The sequence below is a fragment of the Mycolicibacterium novocastrense genome (genome assembly GCF_001570485.1).
Lineage (GTDB): Bacteria > Actinomycetota > Actinomycetes > Mycobacteriales > Mycobacteriaceae > Mycobacterium > Mycobacterium novocastrense.
The window spans coordinates 188,755-213,997 of record NZ_BCTA01000028.1; the positions used below are offsets into that span (position 1 = coordinate 188,755).

The following is a 25,243-nucleotide window of genomic DNA, read 5'->3' on the forward strand; positions in this document are numbered from 1 at the left end:
GACGGCAGATGAGGTAGGAGGGCCTGTGCAATTCACCACGTTCAACGAACAGGTCGCTGAGCAACTAAAGAGCGCAGCAGAAACCACGGGCGGGTTGGCCGGTTACCTCGGCTTCCGTCACACCGAATTCACTGCGGGACGGCTCGTCGCGGAGATGGACGCACGCGACGACCTGAAGACGCCTTTCGGGAACCTGCATGGGGGCTGCTTATCGGCCATGGTCGACCACTGCCTCGGAGTGGTGTTTTATCCCGTGATTCCACTGGGATCTTGGGTCGCGACAACGGAGTTCAAACTGAATCTGCTTCGTCCGGTCTCTAGCGGCACCTGTGTAGCCACAGCCGAGATCATCTCGCTGGGCAGAACCAGCGGTGTGGCGCGTATCGACATCTGCAACGACGGCAGAGCGGTGTGTGCGGCCCAGGGAACCGTCACCGTCGTCGCACCGAAGACGAGCTCCTGATGTCGGCAAAGAGAACAGGCGATTCGTCGGCTCCTGTGGTCGAGCGCGTGCCCACGGCGGACGGGCTGACGCTGGCGGTCGACCTCTACCGCTGTGATGCGCCGCGGGCGGTCGTGTTGCTCCTTCACGGCGGAGGTCAAAGCCGACACGCCTGGGACGTCACCGCCCAACGCCTGCACCAGCGGGGCTACACGGTGGCCGCGTACGACACCAGGGGACACGGGGACAGCGACTGGGACCCCGACGGACGCTACGACGGGGACCGGCTTGGATCCGACCTATTGGCCGTGCGCTCATACGCCGATTCCGGCCGCCCCGTCGCCGCGATCGGCGCCTCTCTGGGCGGCTTGACCATTCTCGGAACACACTTGCTCGCCCCGCCGGACCTATGGCAGGCCGTCGTCCTGGTTGACGTCACTCCGCGAATGGAGATGGAAGGCGCCCGACGAGTCGTAGCGTTCATGTCGGCACACCCCGAAGGTTTCGACAGCCTAGAGTCGGCCGCTGACGTGATCGCCGCCTACAACCCGCACCGCCCTCGCCCCGAAAACCTCGACGGCCTCCGAAAAGTCCTCGCCCGTCGCGAAGACGGTCGCTGGGCCTGGCGATGGGATCCAGCTTTCGTGACGTCGAATTTCCAGTTCCTGCAGGGTGATCCAGACGAAGGCGCTAAAGACTTCGACATGATGAGCGCGTTCCTTCTTGATGGTGCGAGGCAGGTGTCCGCGCCAACGCTGCTGGTCCGGGGCCTACTATCTGACATGGTCTCCGAAGAGACAGTAAAGCATTTCCTGACCGTCGTTCCGCACGCGCAAACCGTTGACGTATCGGGCGCGGGACACATGATTGCCGGCGACAACAACGACGCATTCTCGACGGCGGTCGTCGAATTCCTCGACAGGACCACATGAACCCTGCTGTCGGTTGACTGCCCATGTAGGGCTGGCGCCTATCCTGCTCCTATGCCAACTGAACCAGCGCGGGTGTCTTTCCGCCGGCATGTGCGCGAAAAGGTTTTGAGGGCGACACGAGAACTCGCCATCGAGAAGGGCTGGGATCAGGTCCGGATGAGCGAGGTTGCCGAATCGGTCGGCGTCTCCCGCCCGACGTTGTACAAAGAGTTCGGCGACAAACAGGGGCTCGGCGACGCGCTTGTGGTGTCGGAGGGCCAGCGCTTTATGGAAGGCATTCTTGCCGTCCTTGCCGAACACGTGGGCGACGTGCGGGGCGGCATCACCGCAGCGGTGCAATTCACCCTCTGTGAAGCAGAAGACAGCCCGCTCCTCAAGGCAGTTCTGACGTCCAACCCTTCGGGGAATGATCGCGGTGGCTCGTCGTCTACTGGAGTCCTACCTCTTCTGCCGACGTCGGCTTCCCTGCTTCAGCTCTGCTCCGCGGCTCTGATCACGTGGTTTAACGACCACTTCGACGATCTCGATCCCGAAGACGTTGAGGAGGTCGCAGATGTTCTGGTGCGACTGACAGTGAGTCATGTTGTACTCCCAGCCGCGGACATCGCCACCACCGGTGAGCGGATCTCCCGCGTAGCACTCAGGTACCTGGGAGTTGTCCACAGTTTGTAACTAGCAAGCTCTCGTGTCAGATCGAGCCGGCGAGGAGCTCTGAGCGGTCAACTCGGAGCTGCTGGCTGATGGCCCGCTTACTGAACATGAAATCGCGAGGACGGTTGACGCAGTCGGCGGCGATGAGTTCACGATCGCGGAAGTAGAAGCAGCTGAAGTCACGGTCACGCGACGGGTCGCCGCTGAAGACCACTTCGTCGTATCCGGTGTTGAGACCGGCGATCTGGAGTTTGAGATCGTACTGGTCGGACCAGAACCACGGAAGCGCAGCGATTGCGCTGTGTTTTCCGCAGATTGTCGCCGCAGCGATCTTGGCCTGCTCGCCGGCGCTCGATACGGATTCCAAACGAATACGCGAGCCGTATCGAGCCATGGTGTGGCTGGTGCAGTCGCCGGCGGCCACGATGTCGGGGTCGCTGGTGCGGGCCTGGTCGTCGATCACGATGCCGTTGTCGACGGATAATCCTGCGGCCGAGGCGAGCTCGGTGTTCGGCACCACACCGACGCCGACGATGACCAAGTCGGCGGGGATCGGTTCGCCGCCTGCCAGCACGACCTCCTGCACTCTGCCGTTGCCGGAGAAGGCTTCGACGAGAGCGTGTGTTCGGATCTCCACTCCCTCGCCGTTGTGGATTCGGGTGTAAAACGCGGAAACCTCCGGCGCGGTGACCCGTTCGAGTACACGCTCGGTTGCCTCGAGGACGGTGACGTTCATGCCGAGCGAACACAGCGAGGCCGCCGTTTCCAACCCGATGTAACCGCCGCCCACGATCACAACCCTCCGACCCGGTGTAGCGGCGGCACGGATCAACTCGACGTCTGCAGCGGTACGCAGGTAGTGAATTCCGGGAAGATCCACCCCTGGTGTGGGGAGTCGTCTGGCCCTTGCGCCGGTGCACAACGCGAGCTTGGTGTACGTCAGCGTGTCGCCGGTGCTCAGAGACACACGCTTGGCACTCCGGTGGATCGCCTCCACGGTCGCATTCAAGAGTCGAATGTGCTGCTTTTCGTAGAAATCAGCGCCGCGAATCAGGAGGTCGTCGAGGCCGTTCTTGCCGGCCAGGTATCCCTTCGACAACGGAGGCCGGTGGTAGGGCAGTCCCCCCTCGTCGCCGATGAGCACGACCTCCCCAGACCACCCCTCCCTTCGAAGATTAGCTGCCAACTGCGCGCCGGCGTGGCTCGCGCCGACGATCACCGCTCGTTCGGGAGTCACGCACTTGGCCTGGGAGTGAGGCGAACCATCAGCTTGCTGATACCCCTGACGAAATTCGATTGCACATACTCGGGTTCGCCGACCACCTCGATGTTCTCAAAGCGAGGGAGCAATTCCTCCCACAGGATTCGAAGCTGCAACTCAGCAAGTCGGTTTCCCATGCACCTGTGCACGCCGAACCCGAACGAGATGTGATTGCGGGCGTTGCTCCTATCGATGATCAACTCATCGGCCCGCTCGAAGACACGCTCATCGCGGTTACCAGAGGCGTACCACATCACGACCTTGTCGCCCTTGCGGATGAATTGCCCGTTCAACATGATGTCTTTTTTCGCGACTCGGCGCATGTACGCCAACGGGGTCTGCCAGCGAATGATCTCGGATACCATGTTGGGAATCAGGTCAGGGTTCGCCTTCAACTTCTCGAACTGATCGGGGAACTGGTTCAAGGCGAGAACCCCTCCGCTCATCGAGTTGCGAGTCGTGTCGTTTCCCCCGACGATCAGCAGTACCAAATTGCCGAGGAATTCCATCGGGCGGTCGATGAGATCCTTAGTGTCCTCGTTGGCCTGCAGCATCGTGATCAGATCGAAGCCCGGTCGCTCCCCGTTGGCGGTACGGGCCGCCTTGTCATGCCAGAGAGCGCTGAGACCCTTCGCCATGTCGACCATGCCACGAAACACTCTGTCGTTGTCGGAAGGACCACCATTGGCTTGCTCCATGGAGGTGGCGAGGTCCGACCATTCCACGAGCTTGTGCCGCTGCTCGTACGGGAAGTCCAGCAGGGTCGCGAGCATGCGCGCTGTCAGTTCGATGGAGACGTGGTGCACCCAATTGAACGGCTGATCCACCGGTAGATCGTCCAGCACTTCCTGGACACGCGAGCGGATCAGCCCCTCCATCTCGCGCAGGTTCTTCGGCGCGACAACCCCTTGGACGGAAGCGCGCTGCAAGTCGTGTTGTGGCGGATCCATCGCGATGAACATGGCGATGTCCATGAAGCGGGGCGGTCTCCCGATGATGATGAACGGCTCTGCGGAGAAAGCCTCGTGGTTCTTGTCGACGGCGATGATGTCCGCGTGGCGGGTCACCGACCAGAACGGGCCGAACGCACTGTGAGCCTGGTAGTGCACCGGCGCCTCGTTGCGCACGCGTTCGAAGTAGGACTTCCAGCGGCCTTGGCGGTAGAGGAACGGGTTGCTGAGATCGATGTCGGCGATATCAACGTCCTCGACCGGAGGAATGGGCGTCTCGGTGAAGATCTTCTTACCATTGGTTCCGGTTACCCACCGGCGTGTCTTGTCGTAGAGGTGTGCGCCGCGGATTTGCAGCTCCAGAGGCACGGCAGACTGGGCTTTGGCGGCCACTGCCGCGGGAATACTCATTATTGTTTCCTCCAAATCCATGACGTTGTTTCAGAGCTGGAACTCAGGTAGCTCGACCGTCAAGCCATCCCATGCCTCGGAGGCGGACATCTGGCAAGACAGCCTCGACGTCCGCTGACGCTCGGGGTTCATCGCGAGCATCTCCTCTTCGTTGGCGCCGCAGAGTCCCACCGTGTCCGACCACTCGGGAGCGACGATCACGTGGCACGTTCCGCATGCGGCTTCCCCTCCACAATCGCCGTCGATGCCGGGCACCGCGTTGTTGACCGCAACCTGCATCAAGGACTGCCCTTCGGCCAAGGGGGCTTCGTACTTCTCGCCGTCGTGAGAGACGAAGGTGACGACTGCCATGATTAACTCTCCTCAATTTGGAACTCCTCTATTTAGCGTTGTCGCGCGTGACCAGCGTCGCTAGGCTCGCAGGAGTCAAAAAGTTGTGTTTTTAGCTCACGCGCAGGGAGGCACGTGAAACTCGACGACTCGGGTATGCCAGCGCTGGCTTTCCTGCAGATGCTGGACAGTGAGGCGCTGGGGCATGACGCCAGCATTGCGCTCCGCAGCATCATGGTTCGCGAGCACGTTACCGAGTCGATGTTGGTGGGTCGCGACGCGCAGGTCCCCTTACGGTGGTTCAGGGAGATATATTCCGATTTCGATTGTGATCAGGGAACCCGTCTGGGTTTCGCGTTCGCTGAACACGCCAAACTGACGTCCTTTGGGGCACTCAGTGTTCCCTTGGTCAGCGCGGGCTCGGTAGCCGAGGTTGTCGAGTTGCTTGCTTATCTGCCGGTGATCACCACAGCCCTCAGCCCGACGTTCCATTCGACGGAACGCGGCCTCACGATCGGGCTCACCGGTCGCACCGGTGACGCGGGCCTGAACTGCCTGGCCGTCACCTACGGTGGGCTGGCGCTGTTGCGTCTGCTCGACATGCTCGCGGGTGCCGTACCGAATATTGAACTGCATTTAAGTCATTCAGCGCCGGAGTCGTGGGTTCTTCATGACGAAGTGTTGGCGGGTCGGATCTTCTTCGACGCCCCCAGCTCGTTCGTCCACGTTCCCGCGGCTTCGCTCGAGGAGGTCTGTCGATTCTCCGATCCTGTGGCGTACCGGATTGCCGTCACCGATTTGCAGCGAACTCTCGATCAACGACGTGACACGTCGGTCTCCGAAAAAGTAAGGGACCTGCTCGAAAAAGATCCCGGAAAAACGAACATCAGCCGGACGGCGGGCGAGCTTTCGATATCCCCGAGCACGTTGAAGCGGCGCCTCCGCGAAGAGGGGACCACCTTTCGCGAATTGCGTCAGTCGTTCTTGCGGGAGCGAGCAATTCTGCGACTTCTCGACAGATCGTTGTCTGTAAGCGAGATCGCGGCAGAACTCGGGTACGCGGAGCTCACGAACTTCACACATGCCTTCAAACGGTGGACCGGTCGTTCACCGCGCCACTTCAGAAAAACGCGCGACTGAGGGCTATAGATCCGCCCCGGCGTGTGCCGGGCGACCATCGGAACCAGCGGGCTTCACGATCGGCCTCATCTGTCACCTGGACATCGTCGAGAAACGACACGATCGGCGCGGGTTTCGGTCATCGCAGCACCCTCTTGGGAAGAGGCGCAAGGACATTCCAGAGAATCCATACCGCGCTAGCGGCGGGTGCGGGCGGGGGTGACGCGGACCTCTAGGCACGCTATGCTAACCGTCGTTCACGTCGGGACCGGCGTTGGACGCGTGGTCGAGAGGAGTCCGGATGCCACACGACCAGCCGGCCATCATCGGTGCCGCCGAACTCGCTCCAGGGAGAAACGTTCCGTACACCTCCACTGAATTGCATGTGCGCGCCGCGGTCGCGGCTCTCGCCGACGCAGGGGTGGTCCCAGACGAGGTCGACGGTCTGGTGTGCGCCGGGCCGATGACGAACGAGGGTTCGATCTTCCTGTCCGAGGACCTCATGGACTATCTCGGGCTGCACAATCTGAAACTTCAGATGACCTGTCAGCTTGGCGGCGGGACCCATCTCGCCATGACGCGCATGGCGAGTAACGTCATCGCCCGGGGCGAGGCCGAGACGGTGCTGGTCGTGTCGGCGGGCAAGTTTCCACCGATCCGCGATGGCGGGCGCGAACTGATGGCGCTGGTGTGTGACCACGCGTTCGAGATGCCCTATGGACCGTCCGTGCCGGCGCTCTACGGTTTGATCGCGCAGGCCTGGATGCACGAGACGGGACAGGGCAAGGCGGACATCGCCGAGGTCACCGTGTCGCAGGACCGTTGGGCCGCACTGAACCCCGCGGCTATCGCGCACGGCGCTCAACGCCTGACTGTGGAGGACGTGCTGGCGTCCCGGCCGATCGCCGGGCCGTTCCACTTCTACCACTGCTCGATTCCCTGCGAGGGCGGTGGCGCGCTGGTGCTGGGCTCGGCCCGCCGGGCTCGCGCGGGCAAGCACCGGCCGGTGCATTTGCTGGGCTTTGGAGAGGGTCACACCCACGGTTTTCTGACCTCGCTGGCCCGGCCGGGTCGTACCGGGGCCGCCCGTTCGGGTCCGATGGCCTTTGAGCGCTCCGGACGGGCGCCGGCCGACGTCGACATCGCTTTGCTCTACGACGCCTTCGCCTCCAACCCGGCGATGATCCTTGAGGAGGCGGGTTTCGTGAAGCCCGGTGGGGCAGGCGATTTCTACCGTGACGGCTGCGCCGATCCGGGGGGCGACCTTCCGGTGAACACCGACGGCGGCCTAATCCGGTTCGGGCACACCGGGACCTCCTCTGGCATTTCGCAGATCCTTGAGGGTTACTGGCAGTTGTCCGGTCGCGCCGAGGGCCGTCAGGTGCCCGGGGCGGATACCGCGTTCGTGCACAGCTACGGCTCGATGCTGTGCAGTCACGTCAGCATGGTGATGGAGGGAGCGTCATGACCGCAGCTTCGAGTTCTCTCGACGGTCTGCACGATCCTGAGGCGCTGCCGCCGCTGACCGATGTCAACCGTCCCTACTTCGCAGCAGCGGCCCGCGGTGTACTCGTCTTCCAGCGGTGCGCGAACGACCACCCTTTCCTCTACCCGCGGCTGGTGTGTCCCGTCTGCCATGACGGTGAGTTGGCCTGGGAGACCGCGGCGGGTACTGGTGAGATCGTCAGTTTCGCGCCGGTGTACCGCCCCCCGTGGGACTCGTTCCCGCGCAGCGAGCCGTACGTCGTCGTGCTCGTTCGTCTGGACGAGGGGCCGCAGTTGTTGGCCAGTCTCGAGGGCGTGGCCCCAGATGAAGTTGCGATCGGGGCGAGAGTGCGCGCAGTGTTCGAGCGGGTGAACGAGGACCTTGGGCTGGTCCGATTCAGGCTGGCGGCGTCGTGACCACGTACGGGGTCTCGGTGCTCGGCGCGGACTTGGCCACCCTTGTCGAGACCGCCGAGGCTACCGACCTCGCCGGCTTCGACGCCGCCTGGGCCTCGGAGTTCTACTCGCGCTCCGGCTCGATCTCGATGGCCGCGATGGCCGCGCGCACAAAGCGCTGCCGCATCGGGTCGTCGATCCTGTATGGCGTCGGGCGCAGCCCGCTCGTGCTCGCCACCGAGGCGCGTGACCTCGACGAGCTTTCAGGCGGGCGCGTCGTACTCGGGCTCGGCAACGGTACACGCCGCATGATGAGCGACTGGCACGGCGTGGAGGACACCTCCGCTCCCGCTCTGCGCATGGAGGAGCTGGTCCCGCTCGTGCGTCGGATCTGGAACCTGCACGAGGGCCCCGTGCGCCATGAGGGGCGCTTCTACCGGATGAATCTCGTCCCAACCGGCGACGTCGCGCCGCCGAAGCGAGCGATCCCGATCATCACCGCGGGCGTGCGTCCGCGGATGTGCGAGGTGGCAGGGCGCGTAGCCGACGGGTTGGCTGGTCATCCGCTGTTCACCACGACTTACGTCGAGGAGGTCGCCCGCCCAGCCGTCGTGCGCGGTGCGGAGCGGGCCGGACGCGATCCCGCCGACATTGAGATCGTCTCGATGGTCATCTGCGCGGTGCACGACGACCCACAGATCGCACGTCGTGAGGCCGCGCAGCAGATCGCGTTCTACTCCTCGGTGAAGACCTACGAGCACGTGCTCGACGTCAGCGGTTTCGCCAGGCAGGCAGCGGCCATCCGCGACGCGTTCGCACGGCGTGACCTGCCGGCCATGTTCGCCGCGGTCACCGACGACATGATCGACGCGATGGCGGTGGCCGGCACCGCCGCCGAGGTCCGAGAAGGGCTGCGCCGCTACGAGGGCGTGCTGGACCACATCGTTCTCTACTCACCCTCGATTGGTCTCGCGCCCGAGCGCATCGCCGAGAACCTCGGCAGCCTCATTCGCGATTGTGCGCCGGCCTTCGCCGGCGGGAAAGGTGACCAGAGTGGCTGACGCATCGCTCATCGGGACGCAACTCGGGAGGACCACGTTTCCCGTCGACCGGTCCAAAGTGCGCGAGTTCGCACTTTCGCTCGGCGACCGCGACCCGATCTACCAGGACGTCGCGGCCGCCCGCGCCGCCGGCTTCGGCGCGATCCCCGCTCCTCCGACCTTCGTCGTCTCCTCGGCTCACTGGCGCGCCGACGACGACATGTTCGGCGCCCTCGGGCTCGACCTGCGACGCGTACTGCACGGTGAGTGCGGCTGGGAGTATTTCGCGCCGGTGTTCGTCGGCGACGAGCTCACCGAGACTCGTCGGGTGTCGAACGTGACCAGCCGCGAGGGGAAGCGCGGCGGCATCATGACAATCGTGACGATCGAGACCGACTTCACCAACCAGCGCGACGAACTCGTCGTGCGCCAGACCGACGTCTTGATCGAAACCGGAGGCTCCACCCAATGACGACATCCCCCGCGCCGGTGGCGTTGGCCATCGGCGACGAGATGCCGACCTCACAGTTCGGCCCGCTGACGCGCTCGCACATCGTTCGCTACGCCGGCTCCGGCGGCGACTTCAACCCGATCCACCACGACGAAGAGTTCGCCCGCGCGGCCGGCATGCCCGGTGTGTTCGGCATGGGACTGCTGCACGGCGGTGTGCTCGCGCAGCGGCTGACCGCCTGGGTGGGGCTGGCCAACATCCGCTCGTTCCGCATCCGGTTCACCGGTCAGGTATGGCCCGGTGACCTGCTCAGCTTCGGCGGCAGGGTCACCGGCGTGCGCGAGGCCGGAGGGCAGCAGGTGGCAGACCTCGAACTCGTGGTCACGCGCCAGACCGGCGAACCCGCGATAAAGGGGAGCGCCGTCGTGCAGGTGACCCGGTGAGCGCGCCAACGAGCGACGTCACCGGCCTCGGGATGACGTTCGGGACCTTCGACGAAGGCCGGGCGTGGGTCGGTCATCGCTCCGAACCGCGGCATGCGTGGTTCCCGATCGACCGCTCGATGGTGTTGTACTACTGCTCGCTCGTCGAGGACGCGAACCCCCGTTACTGGGAGGGTGAGGACTGCCCGCCCGGGCTGCTGATGAGCCTCGGCTTCGCGCCGCAGTGGGTGCCCGGGTACCTAGCGCGTGCCGACATGATGTTCGCGCTCAGCGTCCCGTTGCCGGGCCACCACATCATCAACGCCTCGACGACGACGGAGTTCGAACGCCGGCCCCGGGTAGGCGATCACGTGTCGATCGTGGAGGAGATCGCCTCGATCTCCGAGCCCAAGACGACGCGGGTGGGCACCGGTGTGTTCATCACCACGGTGAGCACCTTCTCCGACCAGCACGGTGAGGTCATCGGCCGCAACACCAACGTGCTCTTCCGATACGACACCGCCGATAGTGAAGGCGCATCATGAACGACTCCACCGAGCGCAGCATGGTCCGCGTCCCCGTGCGGTTCGAGGACATCGCCGTCGGCGACACCCTGACGCCCGTCTCGATCGAGATCAGCTACAAGCGCATCTGCATGAACGCGGCTTCGACATGGGACTGGTTCCCCGGTCACCACGACCCCGACTACGCGCGCAGCCAGGGCCAGCGCACGATCTACCTGTCAACCCTCTTCTTCCATGGCTTCATCGACCGCGGCCTCAACGAATGGGCCGGACCCGACGCGCTCATCCGGCGCCGCAGAATCTCAATGATCCGGTCGATCTATCCGGGCCAGACCGCAACCCTGAGCGGCAAGGTCGTGGCCAAACGCGACGATGGCGGACGGCGCCTCGTCGACCTCGAGTTGCTCGTCTCGAGCGAAGATGGTCCGTGCGTGCCGAGTGAAGCCACCGTTGAGCTGGCCGACCCGTTTGTCGAGGTGCCGGGGTGAGCTGCCACTCACATGCGAGGCGACGGTGAGGGACGGAGGCTCGGTGGCCGAGCAACCGGTTCGCTACGAGGTCGTCGACAGCGTGGCCTGGCTGACGATCAACCGGCCCGAGGCGCGCAACGCGCTGAACAACGCTGTGCGCACGGGGCTTTTCGACGCGGTACGCCGCTTCAATGACGACGACGCGGCGAAGGTGCTCGTCCTCACCGGCGTGGGCGATAAGGCGTTCTGCGCCGGCGGGGACTTGAAGGAGATGGCGCAGAACGCGCTCAAGGTGCCCCCGAAGGACTTCGCTCCGCAGTTCGGCCGCAACATCGATGTCGCGAAGCCGACGATCGCGGCCGTCAACGGTGTCGCGTTCGCCGGGGGCTTCCTGCTCGCGCAGCAGTGCGACCTGGTCGTGGCTGCCGAACACGCGACCTTCGCCGTCAGCGAGGTCAAAGTCGGCCGCGGGTCGCCGTGGGCGGCACCGCTATCGTGGCTGGTGCCCCCACGCGTTGCCATGCAGATCCTGCTGACCGGCGACCCGATCACCGCCGAGCGCGCCCACCAGGTCGGCTTAGTCAATGAGGTGGTGCCGGCCGATCAGTTGCGCGAGCGTACCCGGCAGTTGGCGCTCAGCATCGCCGCGAACGCACCGCTATCGGTGCTTGCGTCCAAGCGCACCGTGTACCTCTCGGCACAGCACCACCTCGCCGCCGCCTACGACCTGGCCGACGAGATATGGGAGCCGGTCTATCTGAGCGACGACGCGCAGGAAGGCCCGACGGCGTTCCGCGAGAAGCGCGCACCACAGTGGAAGGGACGCTGACATGGCGGTGACCATGCAGTCGGTAATCGCCGACATCGAAGCCGAAACGGCCGCGTTGCGCGAACTCATCGCACCGCTGCCCGAAGGTCCGCGCGGCTGGGACGCGCCGACTCCGGCCGTGGGCTGGGCGATCCGCGACCAGATCAGCCATCTGGCGTTCTTCGACGACGTGGCGGTGCGCTCGGCCACCGACCCCGACGGTTTCAGCAGCGACTACCTGCCGATGATGGCCGACGGAAGCATCTCACCCGACGTCATCGCTGAGCGCTACCGTCAAATGCCGGCTGCCGACCTGCTCGCGTGGTTCGACACGTCGCGTGCAGCCCTCGTTGCGGCGTTCGCGGACATTGCCCCGGCGACCCGCCTGCCGTGGTTCGGGCCGACGATGAGCGCGGTCTCGTCGCTGACAGCGCGACTCATGGAGACCTGGGCGCACGGCCAGGACATCGTCGACGCGCTCGGCGCGACCCGCGAGGCCACGGCACGGCTGCGGCACGTGGCCCACATCGGGGTGGGTGCGCGCGCTTTCAGCTACCTGGCCAACGGTCTGGACCTCCCCGCGGACCCGGTACGCGTCGAGCTGACCGCTCCGGACGGCAGCGTCTGGACGTGGGGGCCAGCCGACGCCGCCAACCGCGTGAGCGGGCCGGCGCTGGACTTTTGCCTGTTGGTGACCCAACGCCGCCACCGCGACGACACCGCTTTGGTCGCCGACGGACCGCTGGCCGACCAGTGGCTCGCGATCGCCCAGGCCTTCGCGGGGCCCCCTGGCGGCGGGCGCGTGGCGGGCCAGTTCGCAGGGGGTCAGCGGTGAGCGTCCCGGTCCGCATCGGCAACTGCTCCGGCTTTTACGGCGACCGCATCGCCGCAGCCCGCGAGATGGTCGAGGGCGGACCGATCGACGTCCTGTGCGGTGACTATCTGGCCGAGCTGACCATGCTCATCCTGGCCAAGGCCCAGGCCAAAGACCCGTCCGGCGGGTACGCGCGGACTTTCCTCACCCAAATGGAACAGGTGCTGGGCACCTGTCTCGATCGTGGCATCAAGGTCGTCGCGAACGCGGGCGGGCTGAATCCCGCCGGCTTGGCCGCCGCGTTGCGCGAGCTGTCCGCACGTCTCGGCCTCACCGCGCGCGTCGCGCACGTCGAGGGCGACGACCTACGTGGCGACCTCCACGCAATCACGCCGCCCGTCGGCGACATCAAACCGGTGTCGGCCAACGCCTACCTCGGCGCCTGGGGCATCACCGAGGCGCTGCATTCGGGCGCCGACGTCGTCGTGACCGGCCGGGTCACCGACGCATCCCTCGTGGTCGGTCCCGCGGCCTGGTGGCACGCCTGGGCACGCGCCGACTGGGATCGGCTCGCGGGTGCGGTCGTCGCCGGGCACGTGATCGAGTGCGGCCCTCAGGCGACGGGCGGCAACTACGCGTTCCTCGACGAGATCACCGACCGCCGCTACCCGGGGTTTCCGATCGCCGAGGTCGCCGAGGACGGCTCTTCGGTGATCACGAAGCATCCCGGCACCGGGGGACTGGTCTCAGTCGGCACGGTCACCGCCCAGCTGCTCTACGAGATCGCTGAACCTGCCTACCTCGGCCCCGACGTCGTCGCCCACTTCGACACCATTCGCCTGGCTCAACAGGGTGAGCACCGTGTCGCGATCAGCGGTACGAAAGGCAGTCCGCCGCCGGACACGTTGAAGGTGGCGCTGAACGAGGTGGGCGGCTTCCGCAACACGATGACCATGGTGCTCACCGGCCTCGACATCGAGGCCAAGGCGGCCTTCGCCGAACAGCAGCTCTTCGACGTTCTCGGCGGACGCGACGCCTTCGACGAAGTCGACGTGCGACTGTTGCGTTTCGACGTCTCCGATGCGCCGACGAACGAGCAAGCCTGCGCGCACCTGCGTGTGACGGTGAAGGACGCCGACCCGCGAAAGGTGGGCCGAGCCTTCTCCGGCGGGGTCATGGAGATCGCCCTGGCTGGTTTCGCCGGCTTCCACACCACCACGCCACCGTCCTCGGAGACCGCGTTCGGCGTCTACCGGCCGGCCTACGTTCCGCGCTCGGCCCTCACGCACGTGCTCGTCGACGCCGACGGCAATCGGCACGTGATCCCTGACCCGCCGACCGGTGCGGTCCCGCCGGCTGGGATCGCCCCGCCCGCGAAGCTGCCGGCGCCATCCGGGCCGACGCGGCTCGCGCCGCTCGGGTCGGTACTCGGTGCGCGGTCCGGAGATAAGGGCGGCAACGCCAACCTCGGACTGTGGGCACGCGACGACCCCGGTTACGCGTGGGCGCGCGAGTACCTGAGCGTCGAGCGGCTGCGCACACTGCTCGGGCCGGAGACGGCGCACCTGCGCATCGAGCGCTTCGAACTGCCGAACCTGCGCGCGCTCAACGTGGTGGTGCACGGCTTGCTCGGTGACGGGGTGGCCTCCTCGACCCGGCCGGACGCGCAGGCCAAGGGGCTCGGGGAGTACGTGCGATCCCGAGTGGTGGACGTTCCCGAATCGCTGCTCGACACACACTAAATCCGGTGCGGGGCGCCGTCTACCTGCTGTGTAACCGCGCGGCTGAACAGCGCCGCAACGGCCGCGGCGGCCAGCATCGCCTCAATCGTCGCGTCGTCCAGCGACGCCGGCATGTACGCGGACGCGTTGAGCAATGACAGCACGGCGGCGACCAGGCCCTGTGCGCGCTCACGGTCCAGATCGCCCCGTGCTCGTACGAGCGCGTCGACCCAGAAGGACTCGTACCTGTGCTGTCGGCGTCGCAGGGCACGGGTCGCCAGCGGCGACAGCGAGCGGTGCTCGCGGGCGTAGACGGCCAACAGGCCGCGTCGTCGCGCGCCGAAGGCCGCGTGTAGGTCGACAAGGGCGTGCAGGACCTCCGTCGGTGTGCCGGCGTTGGTGGCGCGCCGGGCGCCGGCCAGCAGCTCAGTCATGGCGGCGTCGCATAACTCGCGCAGGATCGCGTCCTTGTTCTGAAAGTGCCGGTAGACGGCCGGCCCGCTCACCCCTGCTGCGGCACCGATGTCGTCGATGCCCACGGCGTGAAAGCCTTGCCGCGCGAACAGGTCGGCGGCGGCCTCGAGGAGCAGTTTGCGGCGCAAACCGGCCACTTTCAGGCCTCCTGTCGATTTGTGGTTACGTTGTTCGCCGTCCGATCCGCTGGGCCGGGCTGGGATCCTACCGGCGCTGGGGTTGCCTGCGTCGGCACCCGCCGCACCAAATCAAGGGAGGTGAACGAAACCGCTAGCCCCCGCCGATGCTGTCGCATCCTCTTCTCAGTTCATGATTTAGGGGCCCTGCTTCGAACCCGCGATGTGCAGCGGCACGACTCAGCGCAAAACGACTCCGCCCTCGATGCCCGTGAACTGCGCGCGCAGCTCGGTCTTGAGCAGCTTGCCGGTGGCATTGCGCGGCAGTTCGGCGACGAAGTGCACGTCACGCGGACACTTGAAGTGTGCCAGCCGCTCCCGGCACCACGCTACGATCTCCTCGGCGCTCGGCGCCTGTGTCGCCGGGTCGGCGACCACGACCGCGACGACGCGTTCGCCCCACTTCGCGTCCTTACCGCCGATCACGGCGGCGTCGAACACCGCCGGGTGGCGGAAGAGAACCTGCTCGACCTCGATCGGGTAGACGTTCTCGCCGCCGGAGATGATCATGTCCTTCTTGCGGTCGACGAGGGTGATGAAGCCCTCGGCGTCCATGCGCCCGAGGTCGCCCGTGTGGAACCAGCCCCCGCGTAACGCCTCGGCGCTCGCCTCGGCCTTCATCCAGTAGCCGGTGAACACATTCGGGCCGCGCACGATCAGTTCGCCCACGGTGTCGGTCGCGACGTCGCGGTCGTCGTCGTCGACGATGCGGGCGTCGACATGCATTGCGACGCGGCCGATCGACCCGGCCCGCGTGCTGACGTTCTCGGCGTCGAGGACGGTCACCAAGGGAGCGGTCTCGGTCATGCCGAAGCCCTCGGTGAAGGGCACGCCTCGCTCGCGCATGAAGTCGATGACCGTGAGGGGGACGGGCGACCCGCCGCCCATGGCGAAACGCAGCGCAGACAGGTTGAAGGAGTCGAAGTCGGGCACCTGTGTGAGTGCGGTCCACATGGCCGGCACCATGAACTGGACCGTGACGTGGTGGTCGGCCATCGCCTGTAACGTCGCTCGCGGCTCGAAGGACGGCATGATCACGCTGGTGCCGCCGACGTACAACAGCGGCAGGGTGTGTACTCCCAGCCCGCCGATGTGGAACATCGGCGCCACCGCGACGGTGACGTCCTCGCCCCGCAGGCCGATGTCGGTGCCGAGGACGTTGATCGCGTTCCATAGCAGGTTGTCGTGGGTGAGGATCGCGCCCTTGGGTCGGCCCGTCGTCCCCGACGTGTACATGATGAACGCGGGGTCGCGGCCGTCGACGTCACCGTTGAGCGGTTCGGGCGCGGCGCCCGAGACGACGTCTTCGTAGCCGAGCTCGCCCGGCGCCGGCACCCCACCGGCGCGCACGACATGGCGCACGCGGACTCCGGACTCGGTGACGGCGCTCCTGGCCTGCGCGGCGAACGGCTCGTGGAAGACCAGAACATCGGCGCCTGAGTCGGCCAGGATGTAGCCGATCTCGGGTCCGGCAAGGCGCACGTTGAGCGGAACTGCAAGTGCGCCGATTTTGGCGCAGCCCAGCAGCACCTCGATGAACTCGGTCGAATTGACCAGCAGCATCGCGACCCGATCGCCCTTGCGCACGCCGAGGGCGATGAGTGCGGCGGCGACCTGGTTGGTGCGCCGATCGAGGTCGGCGTAGGTGATGTGCGCGCCGTTGCTGATCAACGCGGTGCGCCCGCCGTTGAGGAAGGCGCGCCGGCTCACCCACTGACCGATGCCGAGTTGCATTCGATTCCCTTTCATTCCGCGGCGACTCAGTAGGACGCGGGCAGTTTCAGGCTGTGCTGCGCCACGAAGTTGAGGATCATTTCGCGGCTGATCGGCGCGGTGCGCATGAGCCGGGCCGGACCCCACAACGTGGCGAGGCCGTACTCGGTGGCCATGCCGTTGCCGCCGTGGGTTTGAATCGCCTGGTCGAGCGCCAGGATGCCCGCCTCGGCTGCGGCATATTTCGCCATGTTCGACGCCTCACCCGACCCCGGATCGCCGGCGTCGTGCAGGGAGGCGGCACGCTGAGTCATCAACCGGGCCAGCTCAACCTGGATCTTGGCGTGGGCGAGCGGGTGCGATACGCCTTGGTGCGAGCCGATCGGCGTTCCCCACACGTGGCGGTTGCGGGCGTAATCGGCGGCTTTATCCAGCGCGTAGCGACCGATGCCGTTGCCGAGCGCCGCCCCCATGATTCGCTCCGGGTTCAGGCCCATGAAGACCTGGCGCAGGCCCTCGTTCTCCGCGCCGATAAGGTTGGCGGCCGGCACGCGGACGTCATCGAAGAATAGAGTGAACTGCTTCTCTGGAGTGACCGCCTGCACCGGGATGAGTGACTTGGTGAGCCCGGGGACATCGGTGGGCACGACGAGCAAGCTGAGTAGTCCGCGACCACTGTCGTTGGTAGACGTTCGGGTGACGACCAGGATCGCTTCGGCTTCGTCGACACCAGAAATGTAGTACTTGGTGCCGTTGATGACCCAGTCGTCGCCGTCGCGTTTCGCGGTCGTGGAGATGTTGTGCGAGTTCGAGCCCGCGTCCGGCTCGGTGATCGCGAATGCCATGATCGTCTCGCCGCTGGCGATGCCCGGCAGCCACTGCTGCTTGAGTTCCTCACTGCCGAATGCCTGGATGATCGTGCCGCAGATGGTCGGCGAGACGACGGTCATCAGCAGCGGGCAGCCCGCCGCGGCGAGCTCCTCACCGACGATCTGCATGTCGTAGATGCCGCCGCCGCCGCCGCCGTACTGCTCGGAAAGGTTCACCCCGAGGAAGCCCTGTTTGCCCACGGCCTGCCACAGCTCGGTGCTCTTCCCGCCGGCCAGCGACTTTTCCAGGTAGTACTCGTGTCCGAAGTCCTTGGCGATCTCGGCGACCGCCTTGCGCAGGTCCTGACGTTCCTCTGTCTCGTGCAATTCCATGACACTCCTCACATCGGTATCGACGCGCCACCGATCGGGAGCGCGCCGGCTTCATTAGAGCTCCGTGGCGTCCGACGCCACTTCACCGCCGTCCACCGCCTCGACCACGGCGAGGACGTCACCGCTCGAGACCTGATGGCCGACCTGGACCGGCAGGGCGCTCAGCACCCCGTCGATCGGGCTCGCGACGGTGTGCTCCATCTTCATCGCCTCCAGGACGACGAGCGTTTGACCGGCTGACACCGTCTCGCCCTCGGCGACCGGTAGTCGGATCACCGAGCCCGGCATCGGCGCGGTGAGCGACCCGGGCGGGTTCAGAGTGCTCGGGTCGACGAAGCGTGGCGCCAGCCGCAGGGCGGAGTAGCCGGCGACCGAGTCGAGGTGGGCAACATCGCCGTCGAGGACGACATCATAAGTGCGGCGCACCCCGTCGACGCGCAGCACCACCCGCTCGCTACTGCCCTCGACAACCTCGACGTCGGCCAACGGCTCGTCGTCGACCTGCAGGCAGGTCCCTGTCGAACCTAACGTGTACCCGACGCGCACTTCGCGCCCGCCCTGGGTCTGCCAGGTTGTGGTCTGCGGCTGCGAAGGGTTGTTGCGCCAGCCGGCGGGCAACGTGGCCTGCAGAGTTGCGACGGCACGCCGCGCGGCCACCCCGGCCACGGTCGCCGCGACGGCGTGCAGGCGCTCGGACTGCGTGTCTGGGAGGGCAGCGCCGAGTTGGGCGACGTCGTGTCGGTCAAGGAACCCAGTGTCGGTGCCCCGCCCGGCGAACTCGTCATGGCGCAGGACGCGAACAAGCAGGTTGCGATTGGTGGTCACGCCGTGAATACGGGCGCCGGCCAGCGCCGCCGAGAGGCTGGCAAGTGCCTCGTCGCGCGTTGGTGCCCACGCGATGACCTTGGCCAGCAGCGAATCGTAGTAATGACTGATGACCGAACCGGCACGAAAACCCGAGTCAACCCGCACGCCGGCAAGCGCCGGGACATCCAAGGTGCGCAGGGTGCCGGTACAGGGCCGGTAGTCATCGGCCGGATCCTCGGCGCACAGCCGGGCCTCGACCGCGTGACCGCGAATTCGCGGGTTGTGCATCTCCTCAGGCAGCGGGCGGCCCATGGCTACGAGCAGCTGGGCACGCACCAGGTCGAGGCCGGTGATCAGCTCGGTAACCGGGTGCTCGACCTGCAGCCGGGTGTTCATCTCTAGGAAGGCGAAGGAGTCGGCTTTGCCATCCTGAGCGGCGTCGTAGACGAACTCGACCGTCCCGGCGCCTACGTAGCCGACGGCGCGCGCGGCGGCGATGGCGGCCTCGCTCATCCGAGCGCGCAACGCGTCGTCGACGACCGGTGACGGCGCCTCCTCGATCACCTTCTGGTGTCGACGCTGCACGGAGCACTCGCGCTCGAACAGAGAGACGACGTTTCCGTGCGTGTCGGCCATGATCTGGATCTCGACGTGGCGTGGGCGCTGGACGTAACGCTCGAGGAAGACGGTGCCGTCGGCGAACGCGGCGGCGGCCTCACGCGAAGCGGAGGTGACCGCTTCGTCGAGCTCGTCCGGCGACGCGACAATGCGCATGCCTCGGCCACCGCCGCCGGCGCTGGCCTTGACCAGCACGGGGTAGCCGACGTCGGCGGCCAGCTTCGCCAGCTGCTCGGCCGATAGCCCCGTCGTGTCGCCACCGGGCAGCACAGGCACCCCCGCGTCGGACATCGTCTTCTTGGCCTGCAGCTTCGAGCCCATCGCGTCGATCGCCCCGGGCGGCGGACCGATGAAGACGAGGTCGGCGGCGGCACAGGCGCGCGCGAACCCGGCGTTTTCCGAAAGGAAGCCGTAGCCGGGGTGTACTGCGTCCGCGCCGGTGAGCGAGGCAGCGGCGATGATCCGGTGGATGTCGAGGTAGGTCTCGGCGGCAGACGAGCCGGGAAGGTGCACGGCCTCGTCGGCGTCGGCGACGTGCCACGCGTCGGCGTCGGCGTCGGAATAGACCGCGACGGTGGCGATCCCGAGATCGCGGCAAGTGCGGAACACCCGCCGCGCGATCTCGCCACGGTTGGCGACCAGGACCTTGCGGATCTTGGGCATCGCCATCACATCCGGAACACGCCGTAGCCACGCTGGCCACGGACCTCGCCGTTGTGGATCACCGACAGGCAGAACCCGAGAACGGTCCGCGTATCGCGGGGATCGATGATCCCGTCGTCGTAAAGTCGGCCGCTGTTGGCCAGTGCGACGGATTCGCGCTCGATCTGTTCCTCGACGGCGGCGCGCATCTGGGCGTCGGCCTGCTCGTCGAAGGGCAGCCCGCGGTCGGCGGCGGACTCGCGCGCCACGATGGACAGCACTCCGGCCAGTTGCGCCGGACCCATCACGGCCGACTTCGAGTTAGGCCAAGCGAATAGGAAACGCGGTGAGTACGATCGCCCGCACATGCCGTAGTTCCCGGCACCGTAGGACGCACCCATGGTGATGGTCACGTGGGGGACCGTGCTGTTTGATACGGCGTTGATCATCTTGGCGCCGTCCTTGATGATGCCGCCCTGTTCGTACTCGGCACCGACCATGAAACCGGTGGTGTTCTGCAGGAAGATGAGGGGGGTGTCGATCTGATTTGCCAGTTGGATGAACTGCGAACCTTTCTCGGCCTCCTCACTGAACAGGATGCCCCGTGCGTTTGCGAGGATGCCGACCGGGAAGCCGTGGATCGAGGCCCAGCCGGTGACGAGTGACGTGCCGTAGAGAGGTTTGAACTCGTCGAAGGCCGAGCCGTCGACCACTCGGGCGATGACGTCGCGGGGGTCGAAGGGCACCTTCGGATCGACCGACGCGATGCCGAGCAGCTGATCGGGGTCGTGCACCGGTGGGTGCGGCGGCGTGGTGGGTCCGGGGCCGTTCTTCCGCCAGTTGAGCCGCGCCATGATGCGACGGCCGATGCGGATCGCATCCTGCTCGTCCTCGGCCATGTAATCGGCCAGCCCCGAGGTGCGGGCGTGCATGTCGGCGCCGCCGAGCGACTCGTCATCGGAGACCTCGCCCGTGGCCATCTTGACCAGCGGCGGACCGCCGAGGAACACCTTGGAACGGTTGCGCACCATCACGACGTAGTCGCACATGCCCGGGACGTACGCACCTCCCGCGGTCGAGTTGCCGAAGACCAGGGCCAGTGTCGGCAGCCCCGCTGCGCTGTGCTGGGTCAAGTCGTGGAACAGCTGTCCGCCGGGCACGAAGATCTCTGCCTGTGTGGGCAGGTCGGCGCCGCCAGATTCGACGATGTTGATGATGGGCAGTCGGTTCTCCCGCGCGATGGCCATGCCGCGGAACACCTTGCGGAAGGTATAAGGGTTCGATGCGCCGCCGCGGACGGTGGGGTCGTGGGCGATGATCATCGACTCGATGCCCTCGACCACGCCGATGCCTACCACCACGCTACCGCCGACGGGGAACTTACTGCCCCAGGCGGCGAAGGGGCATAGTTCGAGGAACGCCGTGTCGGGGTCGAGCATCAGCTCGATGCGCTCGCGGACAAGCAGCTTGCCCCGCTTACGGTGGCGCGCAACGTATTTCGCGCCGCCGCCGCCGTTGACCAGCGCCAGTTGCTCCGCGATGGTGTCGAGTTGCGCGCTCAGTCCTTCGCGGTTCTTGAGATAGCCGGGCGCGGTGTCGTCGACCCGATCGGGCAGGACCTGTACCAAAGTTTTCCTTCCGGGCGAGCATCGACGTCGATCTACTAGGCGCTGATGTTAGCCGCAATTAACATCAGGTGACAACGGCGCAGGCGGGCGTCGGATTTGTTCCGCGCCGTGGTTCCGTCGAATGGCGAGGATCGAAGCGGTGCGTTCGCTGCAGATCGAGCGATCGAAGGAATTGACTGGGGAGGGACGGCACACAGGGCCCGTGCGAGGTCGTATCGAGTTCCTCGTCCGGCGCGCGTGGAGTCTACGGTTCGCGATCTCGGGTGAACACCCGCAGCGATTGTCAGTGTCGCGCCATGCCCTTCAGCCAACCGAGTAGTGCATAACGCCGGTCGGCCAGAATCTATCGGGTCTCCTCGGCTTTGGCCAGCGGCGGAGCGGCCTGATCAGGCGCCTGTCCGAGGGTATACAGGCCGAGAATGCCGAGAAAACCCGCACAGTGCTCGATGAGCATTTCAGTCGAGAGGTTCAGTTGTCCATCTATCCAGCGACGGAGTATCTCGAACAGGCCCCCGACACCGTAGGTAGCGGCGAGATCTGCGACTTGGAGCACATCGCTGGGTATATCGAGGTGCAAGCGGGCCTCTCTGAGCACCAGCTCCGCAAAATCGGTCATCAGATCGCTTCGCAGCTGCCGAAGGAGGGGTTCTGCGCCCGACTCGACAAACAGTATGCGGGCCATGCGGGGATCGTTCTCGATCACCTGAACCAGGGCCTTGATCGGAGCGTAAGCCAGTTCTTGAGGAGCAACCGTGTCGTCCGGAATGGCGCTGGTTATCACCGCTTGGAAGGTAGTGGAGATCTTGGCAAATACCGCACGCAAGAGCGCGTCTCGATCGCGAAACTGTTGGTAGAAGTACCGGCTCGTCACTCCTGATTTCGCACACACGGCGGTCACGGTGCACGCGGTAGCTCCGTGGGTGCCCATGATTGAGACCGCGGCATCAATCAACATCACGCGACGCTGTGCATCGCGTTGAGTTGCGGACAGCCCGCCATAGACACGTGCTGGACTCATGTCCTACAGTCTGGCAGTCTTATCTGACAAGGCATAAAGTCAGATCCAAACTTCGAGGAAGGACCTCAAATGTCGGACGATCAAGCCCCGACCCCGACCCGGGTGCTGCCAAAACCCAGGCGCGTTCGGTTTCCGATGCCGACCTCCACGAAGCGGCAACATTTTGTCGATGGCGACCTGGTGATGAGCCATTTCATCTCGGTGCTTTCTGCGACGTTCCCGGAAGGCGAGGATTTCTTCATCCGCTCGGTCAGGAACTTCCAGAGTTCCATCGACGATCCCCAACTAGAGACAGCGGTCAAGGGTTTCATCGGACAAGAGGCCACACATCGACACCAGCATCGTCTCCTAAACGAGCGACTCCAGGTCATGGGTTATCCGACCGCGCGAATCGACCGTCATGTCGGACGCTTGATCAAGCGATTGGAACGGCGCTTTTCGCCGGAAATGCGGCTGTCCATGACCTCCGCGTTGGAGCACTACACCGCTACGCTGGCAGAAATCATTCTTACCAGCGAAGACGCCCAGAAGCTCATCGGCCAGACAGAGGTTCGACCGATTCTGCTGTGGCATGCCTTCGAGGAGTCGGAGCACAAAGCGGTTGCCTTTGATGTCTATCGGCTGGTGGGAGCAACCGAGCGCACCCGTGTACGGGGCATGCGGATCGCTTCAGTAATTCTGTTCGGCGAGCTCATTCTGCAGACTGCCTTGTCTATGGCCGCTGATAGAGCCTCATATAACCCGGTCACCCTGGTGCGCAGTCTGTACCGCTTTAGTCGCACCCCGATGTTCACCGCCGATGCGCTGCGGCGTTTCCGTTCCTACAATCGCCCGGGTTTCCATCCTGATGATTGGGACAGCGCCGCGGTCCTGGAGCATTGGAGCAAAGAACTGTTCGACCAAGACGGTTCACAGCGAGTTATCGCTTCGTCGGGATAGCAAAGATGCGGAAGTGCGGCGACGCAGGAGCACCGTTCCTGCGTCGCTCCTTCCGAACAGGGTGCGACGCGTCGGTGACTCACGGATTCGGTGCTCGGTGGCCGGTGAAGGTGGCGGTCGGACCCGCAAATGCGGTTCGCAGCGATCGCCACGGGGCTGGCTGGCCTGTTGTGAGCCTCGATCAGTCGCTGATGACATAGCGTTGAGCCAGGGTTTCAGCAAGTCTGCTGGTGTGCGCGACCACTTCTTTCTCGGTCACCGCAAGCAAACCGGAGTGCCAGGCGGTGATGACTTCGACGAATCCCCCGACAGCGATCAGGGTGTCCATGCGAAGGGCTATCTCGTCGGCATCTTGTCGGAGGTGTGGCCGGCTTGCCTCAACGACCAACTGCGTTGCTTCCTGTAGCGCCACGGCGCGGCGGTCTTGTAGCGGTGAGCTACCGACATGCTGAGCGAGGAGGATGCGTGCCCGGCCGGGATCGCGTGCGATCCGGTCGACCACGATGGTGATCGCCGCGGTGATGGTTTCGATCGGCGGCCGATTCGCACGCTCGTTGAAGAGCGCGGCGACCTCGCCGAGCATGTCATTGCGGACGCCATCCCACGCAGCAACGAGCAGCTCATCGCGCGTCTTGAAGCCCTCGTAGAAGTATCGATCGTTCAGCCCTGTGCGGGCGCATACGCCGCGCATAGTGACCGCGGCCCAACCGCTCTCACTCCAAATCTCGGTTGCGGCCTCGATCAATTGCTGCCGTCGCTCGGCACGACGCTCGGCCCCGGTCCGACCACCCCAGCGCTTGTTTCTCGACCGCACCTCTCCATCTTGACAAGGTGCTCGTTCCACCACCAAACTGGTGGCATGCGACACCAATGGTGGCTGGTGCCCCCAGATGAGAGTTTCCCCACAGCAGACGTCCATGTCGCGACCCGAAAGGCAGACGGATGAGATTGCTGCCCTTCGGCGGCGCACCAGGCAGAACGCACCGCGCCGATGCAGTCGTCACGGGCGCAGGAAGCGGTATCGGCCGCGCATTCGCCGTGGAGCTTGCGCGCCGAGGTGGACGCGTGGTGTGCGCCGACAAAGATCCCGTCACTGCAAAAGAGTCGGCAGAGTTGGTGAGGCAGGCTGGCGGCGAGGGCTTCGACATCGAATGCGATGTCACCGATCTTGAGCAGGTCCGCAACCTCGCTGATGTGAGCGAAGACTGGTTCGAGAAGGCTGCGAGCCTCGTCATCAACAACGCCGGAATCGGTGCGGGCGGCAACCGCATCGGCGCGACGTCGATCGAGGACTGGAACGCGGCGATTTCTGTCAACCTCTGGGGCGTTATCTACGGCTGCGAGACTTTTGTGCCTCGGCTCCGCAGCAATGGGCATGGCGGAGTCATCAATGTGGCGTCGGCAGCGAGCTTTGGCTCGGCCCCTCGGATGGCGGCTTACAACGTGAGCAAGGCCGGGGTGCTCGCTCTGTCGGAGACATTGGCGGCCGAACTGAGCGGTACTGACATCAACGTCACAGTGCTTTGCCCCACCTTCGTGAAGACGAACATCGTCAACAATCCTCAAATCGACGAGGCGGCTGCAAGACTCGCGGCCAACCTGATGAAATGGACCGGCATTTCGCCACAGCACGTTGCTCGAACGACGTTGAACGCGCACGATCGCGGACAAATTTATGTAGTACCCCAACTCGATGCCAAAGTCTTGTGGCAACTCAAGAGAGCCCTACCCGGCCCCTTTACTCGCACGCTGGGCCTCGTGGAGCGCATGGCCTCATGGAACGATTCAGCCGAGTAGAG

Annotated in this window: 26 protein-coding genes; 16 read left to right on the plus strand and 10 right to left on the minus strand. The window is 65.3% G+C overall.

Annotated elements, in window-relative coordinates; all coding sequences use genetic code 11:
• The first annotated feature begins 25 nt into the window (after positions 1-25).
• The 3 genes from RMCN_RS11495 to RMCN_RS11505 all read left to right on the plus strand — a co-directional run bounded on the left by RMCN_RS11495 (position 26) and on the right by RMCN_RS11505 (position 2,046).
• Positions 26-463 (plus strand): PaaI family thioesterase, encoded by a 438-nt coding sequence (locus RMCN_RS11495; protein WP_011560605.1) that lies wholly within the window; start codon positions 26-28, stop codon positions 461-463.
• Positions 463-1,374, plus strand: coding sequence for an alpha/beta fold hydrolase (locus RMCN_RS11500; protein ID WP_011560604.1), 912 nt, complete (start codon positions 463-465; stop codon positions 1,372-1,374). Before RMCN_RS11495 ends, RMCN_RS11500 begins: the two co-directional genes overlap by 1 nt.
• Before the next feature lie 90 nt (positions 1,375-1,464).
• Entirely contained in the window at positions 1,465-2,046 is a 582-nt protein-coding gene (locus RMCN_RS11505) for a TetR/AcrR family transcriptional regulator (RefSeq protein WP_005110548.1), read from the plus strand.
• 16 nt (positions 2,047-2,062) lie between these two features.
• On the opposite strand, the gene RMCN_RS11510 is transcribed toward RMCN_RS11505, so the two are convergent.
• Genes RMCN_RS11510 through RMCN_RS11520 form a run of 3 tightly spaced genes read right to left on the minus strand, consistent with a single transcriptional unit; the run spans position 2,063 to position 4,998 of the window.
• Positions 2,063-3,262, minus strand: a complete 1,200-nt coding sequence (locus tag RMCN_RS11510) for an NAD(P)/FAD-dependent oxidoreductase (protein ID WP_011560602.1) — start codon at positions 3,260-3,262, stop codon at positions 2,063-2,065.
• Positions 3,259-4,647, minus strand: a complete 1,389-nt coding sequence (locus RMCN_RS11515; protein WP_011560601.1) for a cytochrome P450 — start codon at positions 4,645-4,647, stop codon at positions 3,259-3,261. The genes RMCN_RS11510 and RMCN_RS11515 overlap by 4 nt, the downstream gene beginning before the upstream one ends.
• A gap of 30 nt (positions 4,648-4,677) precedes the next feature.
• Entirely contained in the window at positions 4,678-4,998 is a 321-nt protein-coding gene (locus RMCN_RS11520) for a 2Fe-2S iron-sulfur cluster-binding protein (RefSeq protein ID WP_011560600.1), read from the minus strand.
• Positions 4,999-5,112: 114 nt separating this feature from the next.
• Here RMCN_RS11520 and RMCN_RS11525 point away from each other — a divergent pair, with 114 nt between their 5' ends.
• From RMCN_RS11525 to RMCN_RS11580, 11 genes are all read left to right on the plus strand, one after another.
• A complete protein-coding gene (locus tag RMCN_RS11525; RefSeq protein WP_011560599.1) occupies positions 5,113-6,117 on the plus strand; it encodes a helix-turn-helix domain-containing protein in 1,005 nt (334 codons plus the stop codon).
• 280 nt (positions 6,118-6,397) lie between these two features.
• On the plus strand, positions 6,398-7,564 hold the full coding sequence (locus tag RMCN_RS11535; protein WP_011560598.1) for a thiolase family protein: 1,167 nt from the start codon (positions 6,398-6,400) through the stop codon (positions 7,562-7,564).
• On the plus strand, positions 7,561-7,998 hold the full coding sequence (locus RMCN_RS11540) for a Zn-ribbon domain-containing OB-fold protein (RefSeq protein WP_011560597.1): 438 nt from the start codon (positions 7,561-7,563) through the stop codon (positions 7,996-7,998). The genes RMCN_RS11535 and RMCN_RS11540 overlap by 4 nt, the downstream gene beginning before the upstream one ends.
• Positions 7,995-9,038, plus strand: a complete 1,044-nt coding sequence (locus tag RMCN_RS11545; protein WP_014382413.1) for an LLM class flavin-dependent oxidoreductase — start codon at positions 7,995-7,997, stop codon at positions 9,036-9,038. Before RMCN_RS11540 ends, RMCN_RS11545 begins: the two co-directional genes overlap by 4 nt.
• The gene (locus RMCN_RS11550) at positions 9,031-9,489 is read left to right on the plus strand and encodes an FAS1-like dehydratase domain-containing protein (RefSeq protein WP_011560595.1); all 459 of its coding nucleotides are present in this window, start codon (positions 9,031-9,033) and stop codon (positions 9,487-9,489) included. Before RMCN_RS11545 ends, RMCN_RS11550 begins: the two co-directional genes overlap by 8 nt.
• A complete protein-coding gene (locus RMCN_RS11555; RefSeq protein WP_011560594.1) occupies positions 9,486-9,911 on the plus strand; it encodes a dihydroxy-acid dehydratase in 426 nt (141 codons plus the stop codon). The genes RMCN_RS11550 and RMCN_RS11555 overlap by 4 nt, the downstream gene beginning before the upstream one ends.
• A 32-nt stretch (positions 9,912-9,943) precedes the next feature.
• On the plus strand, positions 9,944-10,435 hold the full coding sequence (locus RMCN_RS11560) for an FAS1-like dehydratase domain-containing protein (protein WP_017205330.1): 492 nt from the start codon (positions 9,944-9,946) through the stop codon (positions 10,433-10,435).
• The gene (locus tag RMCN_RS11565) at positions 10,432-10,902 is read left to right on the plus strand and encodes a hotdog family protein (RefSeq protein ID WP_011560592.1); all 471 of its coding nucleotides are present in this window, start codon (positions 10,432-10,434) and stop codon (positions 10,900-10,902) included. Before RMCN_RS11560 ends, RMCN_RS11565 begins: the two co-directional genes overlap by 4 nt.
• Before the next feature lie 43 nt (positions 10,903-10,945).
• Positions 10,946-11,713 (plus strand): enoyl-CoA hydratase/isomerase family protein, encoded by a 768-nt coding sequence (locus tag RMCN_RS11570; protein ID WP_011560591.1) that lies wholly within the window; start codon positions 10,946-10,948, stop codon positions 11,711-11,713.
• Position 11,714: 1 nt separating this feature from the next.
• Positions 11,715-12,527: a TIGR03084 family metal-binding protein gene (locus RMCN_RS11575; RefSeq protein WP_011560590.1), complete on the plus strand. Its 813-nt coding sequence runs from the start codon at positions 11,715-11,717 to the stop codon at positions 12,525-12,527.
• On the plus strand, positions 12,524-14,248 hold the full coding sequence (locus RMCN_RS11580; protein ID WP_011560589.1) for an acyclic terpene utilization AtuA family protein: 1,725 nt from the start codon (positions 12,524-12,526) through the stop codon (positions 14,246-14,248). The genes RMCN_RS11575 and RMCN_RS11580 overlap by 4 nt, the downstream gene beginning before the upstream one ends.
• Here RMCN_RS11580 and RMCN_RS11585 read toward each other — a convergent pair.
• From RMCN_RS11585 to RMCN_RS11610, 6 genes are all read right to left on the minus strand, one after another.
• Complete coding sequence (locus tag RMCN_RS11585) at positions 14,245-14,838, minus strand: TetR/AcrR family transcriptional regulator (RefSeq protein WP_011560588.1); 594 nt, start codon at positions 14,836-14,838, stop codon at positions 14,245-14,247. The genes RMCN_RS11580 and RMCN_RS11585 overlap by 4 nt on opposite strands.
• Positions 14,839-15,057: 219 nt before the next feature.
• Complete coding sequence (locus RMCN_RS11590; protein WP_011560587.1) at positions 15,058-16,611, minus strand: acyl-CoA synthetase; 1,554 nt, start codon at positions 16,609-16,611, stop codon at positions 15,058-15,060.
• 26 nt (positions 16,612-16,637) lie between these two features.
• Positions 16,638-17,792, minus strand: a complete 1,155-nt coding sequence (locus RMCN_RS11595) for an acyl-CoA dehydrogenase family protein (RefSeq protein WP_011560586.1) — start codon at positions 17,790-17,792, stop codon at positions 16,638-16,640.
• 54 nt (positions 17,793-17,846) lie between these two features.
• Positions 17,847-19,880 (minus strand): ATP-binding protein, encoded by a 2,034-nt coding sequence (locus RMCN_RS11600; protein WP_005116476.1) that lies wholly within the window; start codon positions 19,878-19,880, stop codon positions 17,847-17,849.
• 5 nt (positions 19,881-19,885) lie between these two features.
• Positions 19,886-21,487: an acyl-CoA carboxylase subunit beta gene (locus RMCN_RS11605; RefSeq protein ID WP_011560585.1), complete on the minus strand. Its 1,602-nt coding sequence runs from the start codon at positions 21,485-21,487 to the stop codon at positions 19,886-19,888.
• 343 nt (positions 21,488-21,830) lie between these two features.
• Positions 21,831-22,505 (minus strand): TetR/AcrR family transcriptional regulator, encoded by a 675-nt coding sequence (locus tag RMCN_RS11610; RefSeq protein ID WP_011560584.1) that lies wholly within the window; start codon positions 22,503-22,505, stop codon positions 21,831-21,833.
• Between the two features lie 69 nt (positions 22,506-22,574).
• On the opposite strand from RMCN_RS11610, the gene RMCN_RS11615 reads away from it, so the two are divergent.
• The gene (locus RMCN_RS11615) at positions 22,575-23,444 is read left to right on the plus strand and encodes a metal-dependent hydrolase (RefSeq protein ID WP_011560583.1); all 870 of its coding nucleotides are present in this window, start codon (positions 22,575-22,577) and stop codon (positions 23,442-23,444) included.
• A 181-nt stretch (positions 23,445-23,625) separates the two neighbouring features.
• Here RMCN_RS11615 and RMCN_RS11620 read toward each other — a convergent pair whose 3' ends face one another.
• Positions 23,626-24,189 carry a TetR/AcrR family transcriptional regulator gene (locus tag RMCN_RS11620; protein WP_005131302.1) on the minus strand — a complete coding sequence of 188 codons (564 nt, stop codon included), beginning with the start codon at positions 24,187-24,189 and terminating at the stop codon, positions 23,626-23,628.
• A 197-nt stretch (positions 24,190-24,386) separates the two neighbouring features.
• On the opposite strand from RMCN_RS11620, the gene RMCN_RS11625 reads away from it, so the two are divergent.
• Positions 24,387-25,241, plus strand: a complete 855-nt coding sequence (locus tag RMCN_RS11625) for an SDR family NAD(P)-dependent oxidoreductase (protein ID WP_011560581.1) — start codon at positions 24,387-24,389, stop codon at positions 25,239-25,241.
• Positions 25,242-25,243 lie beyond the last annotated feature (2 nt).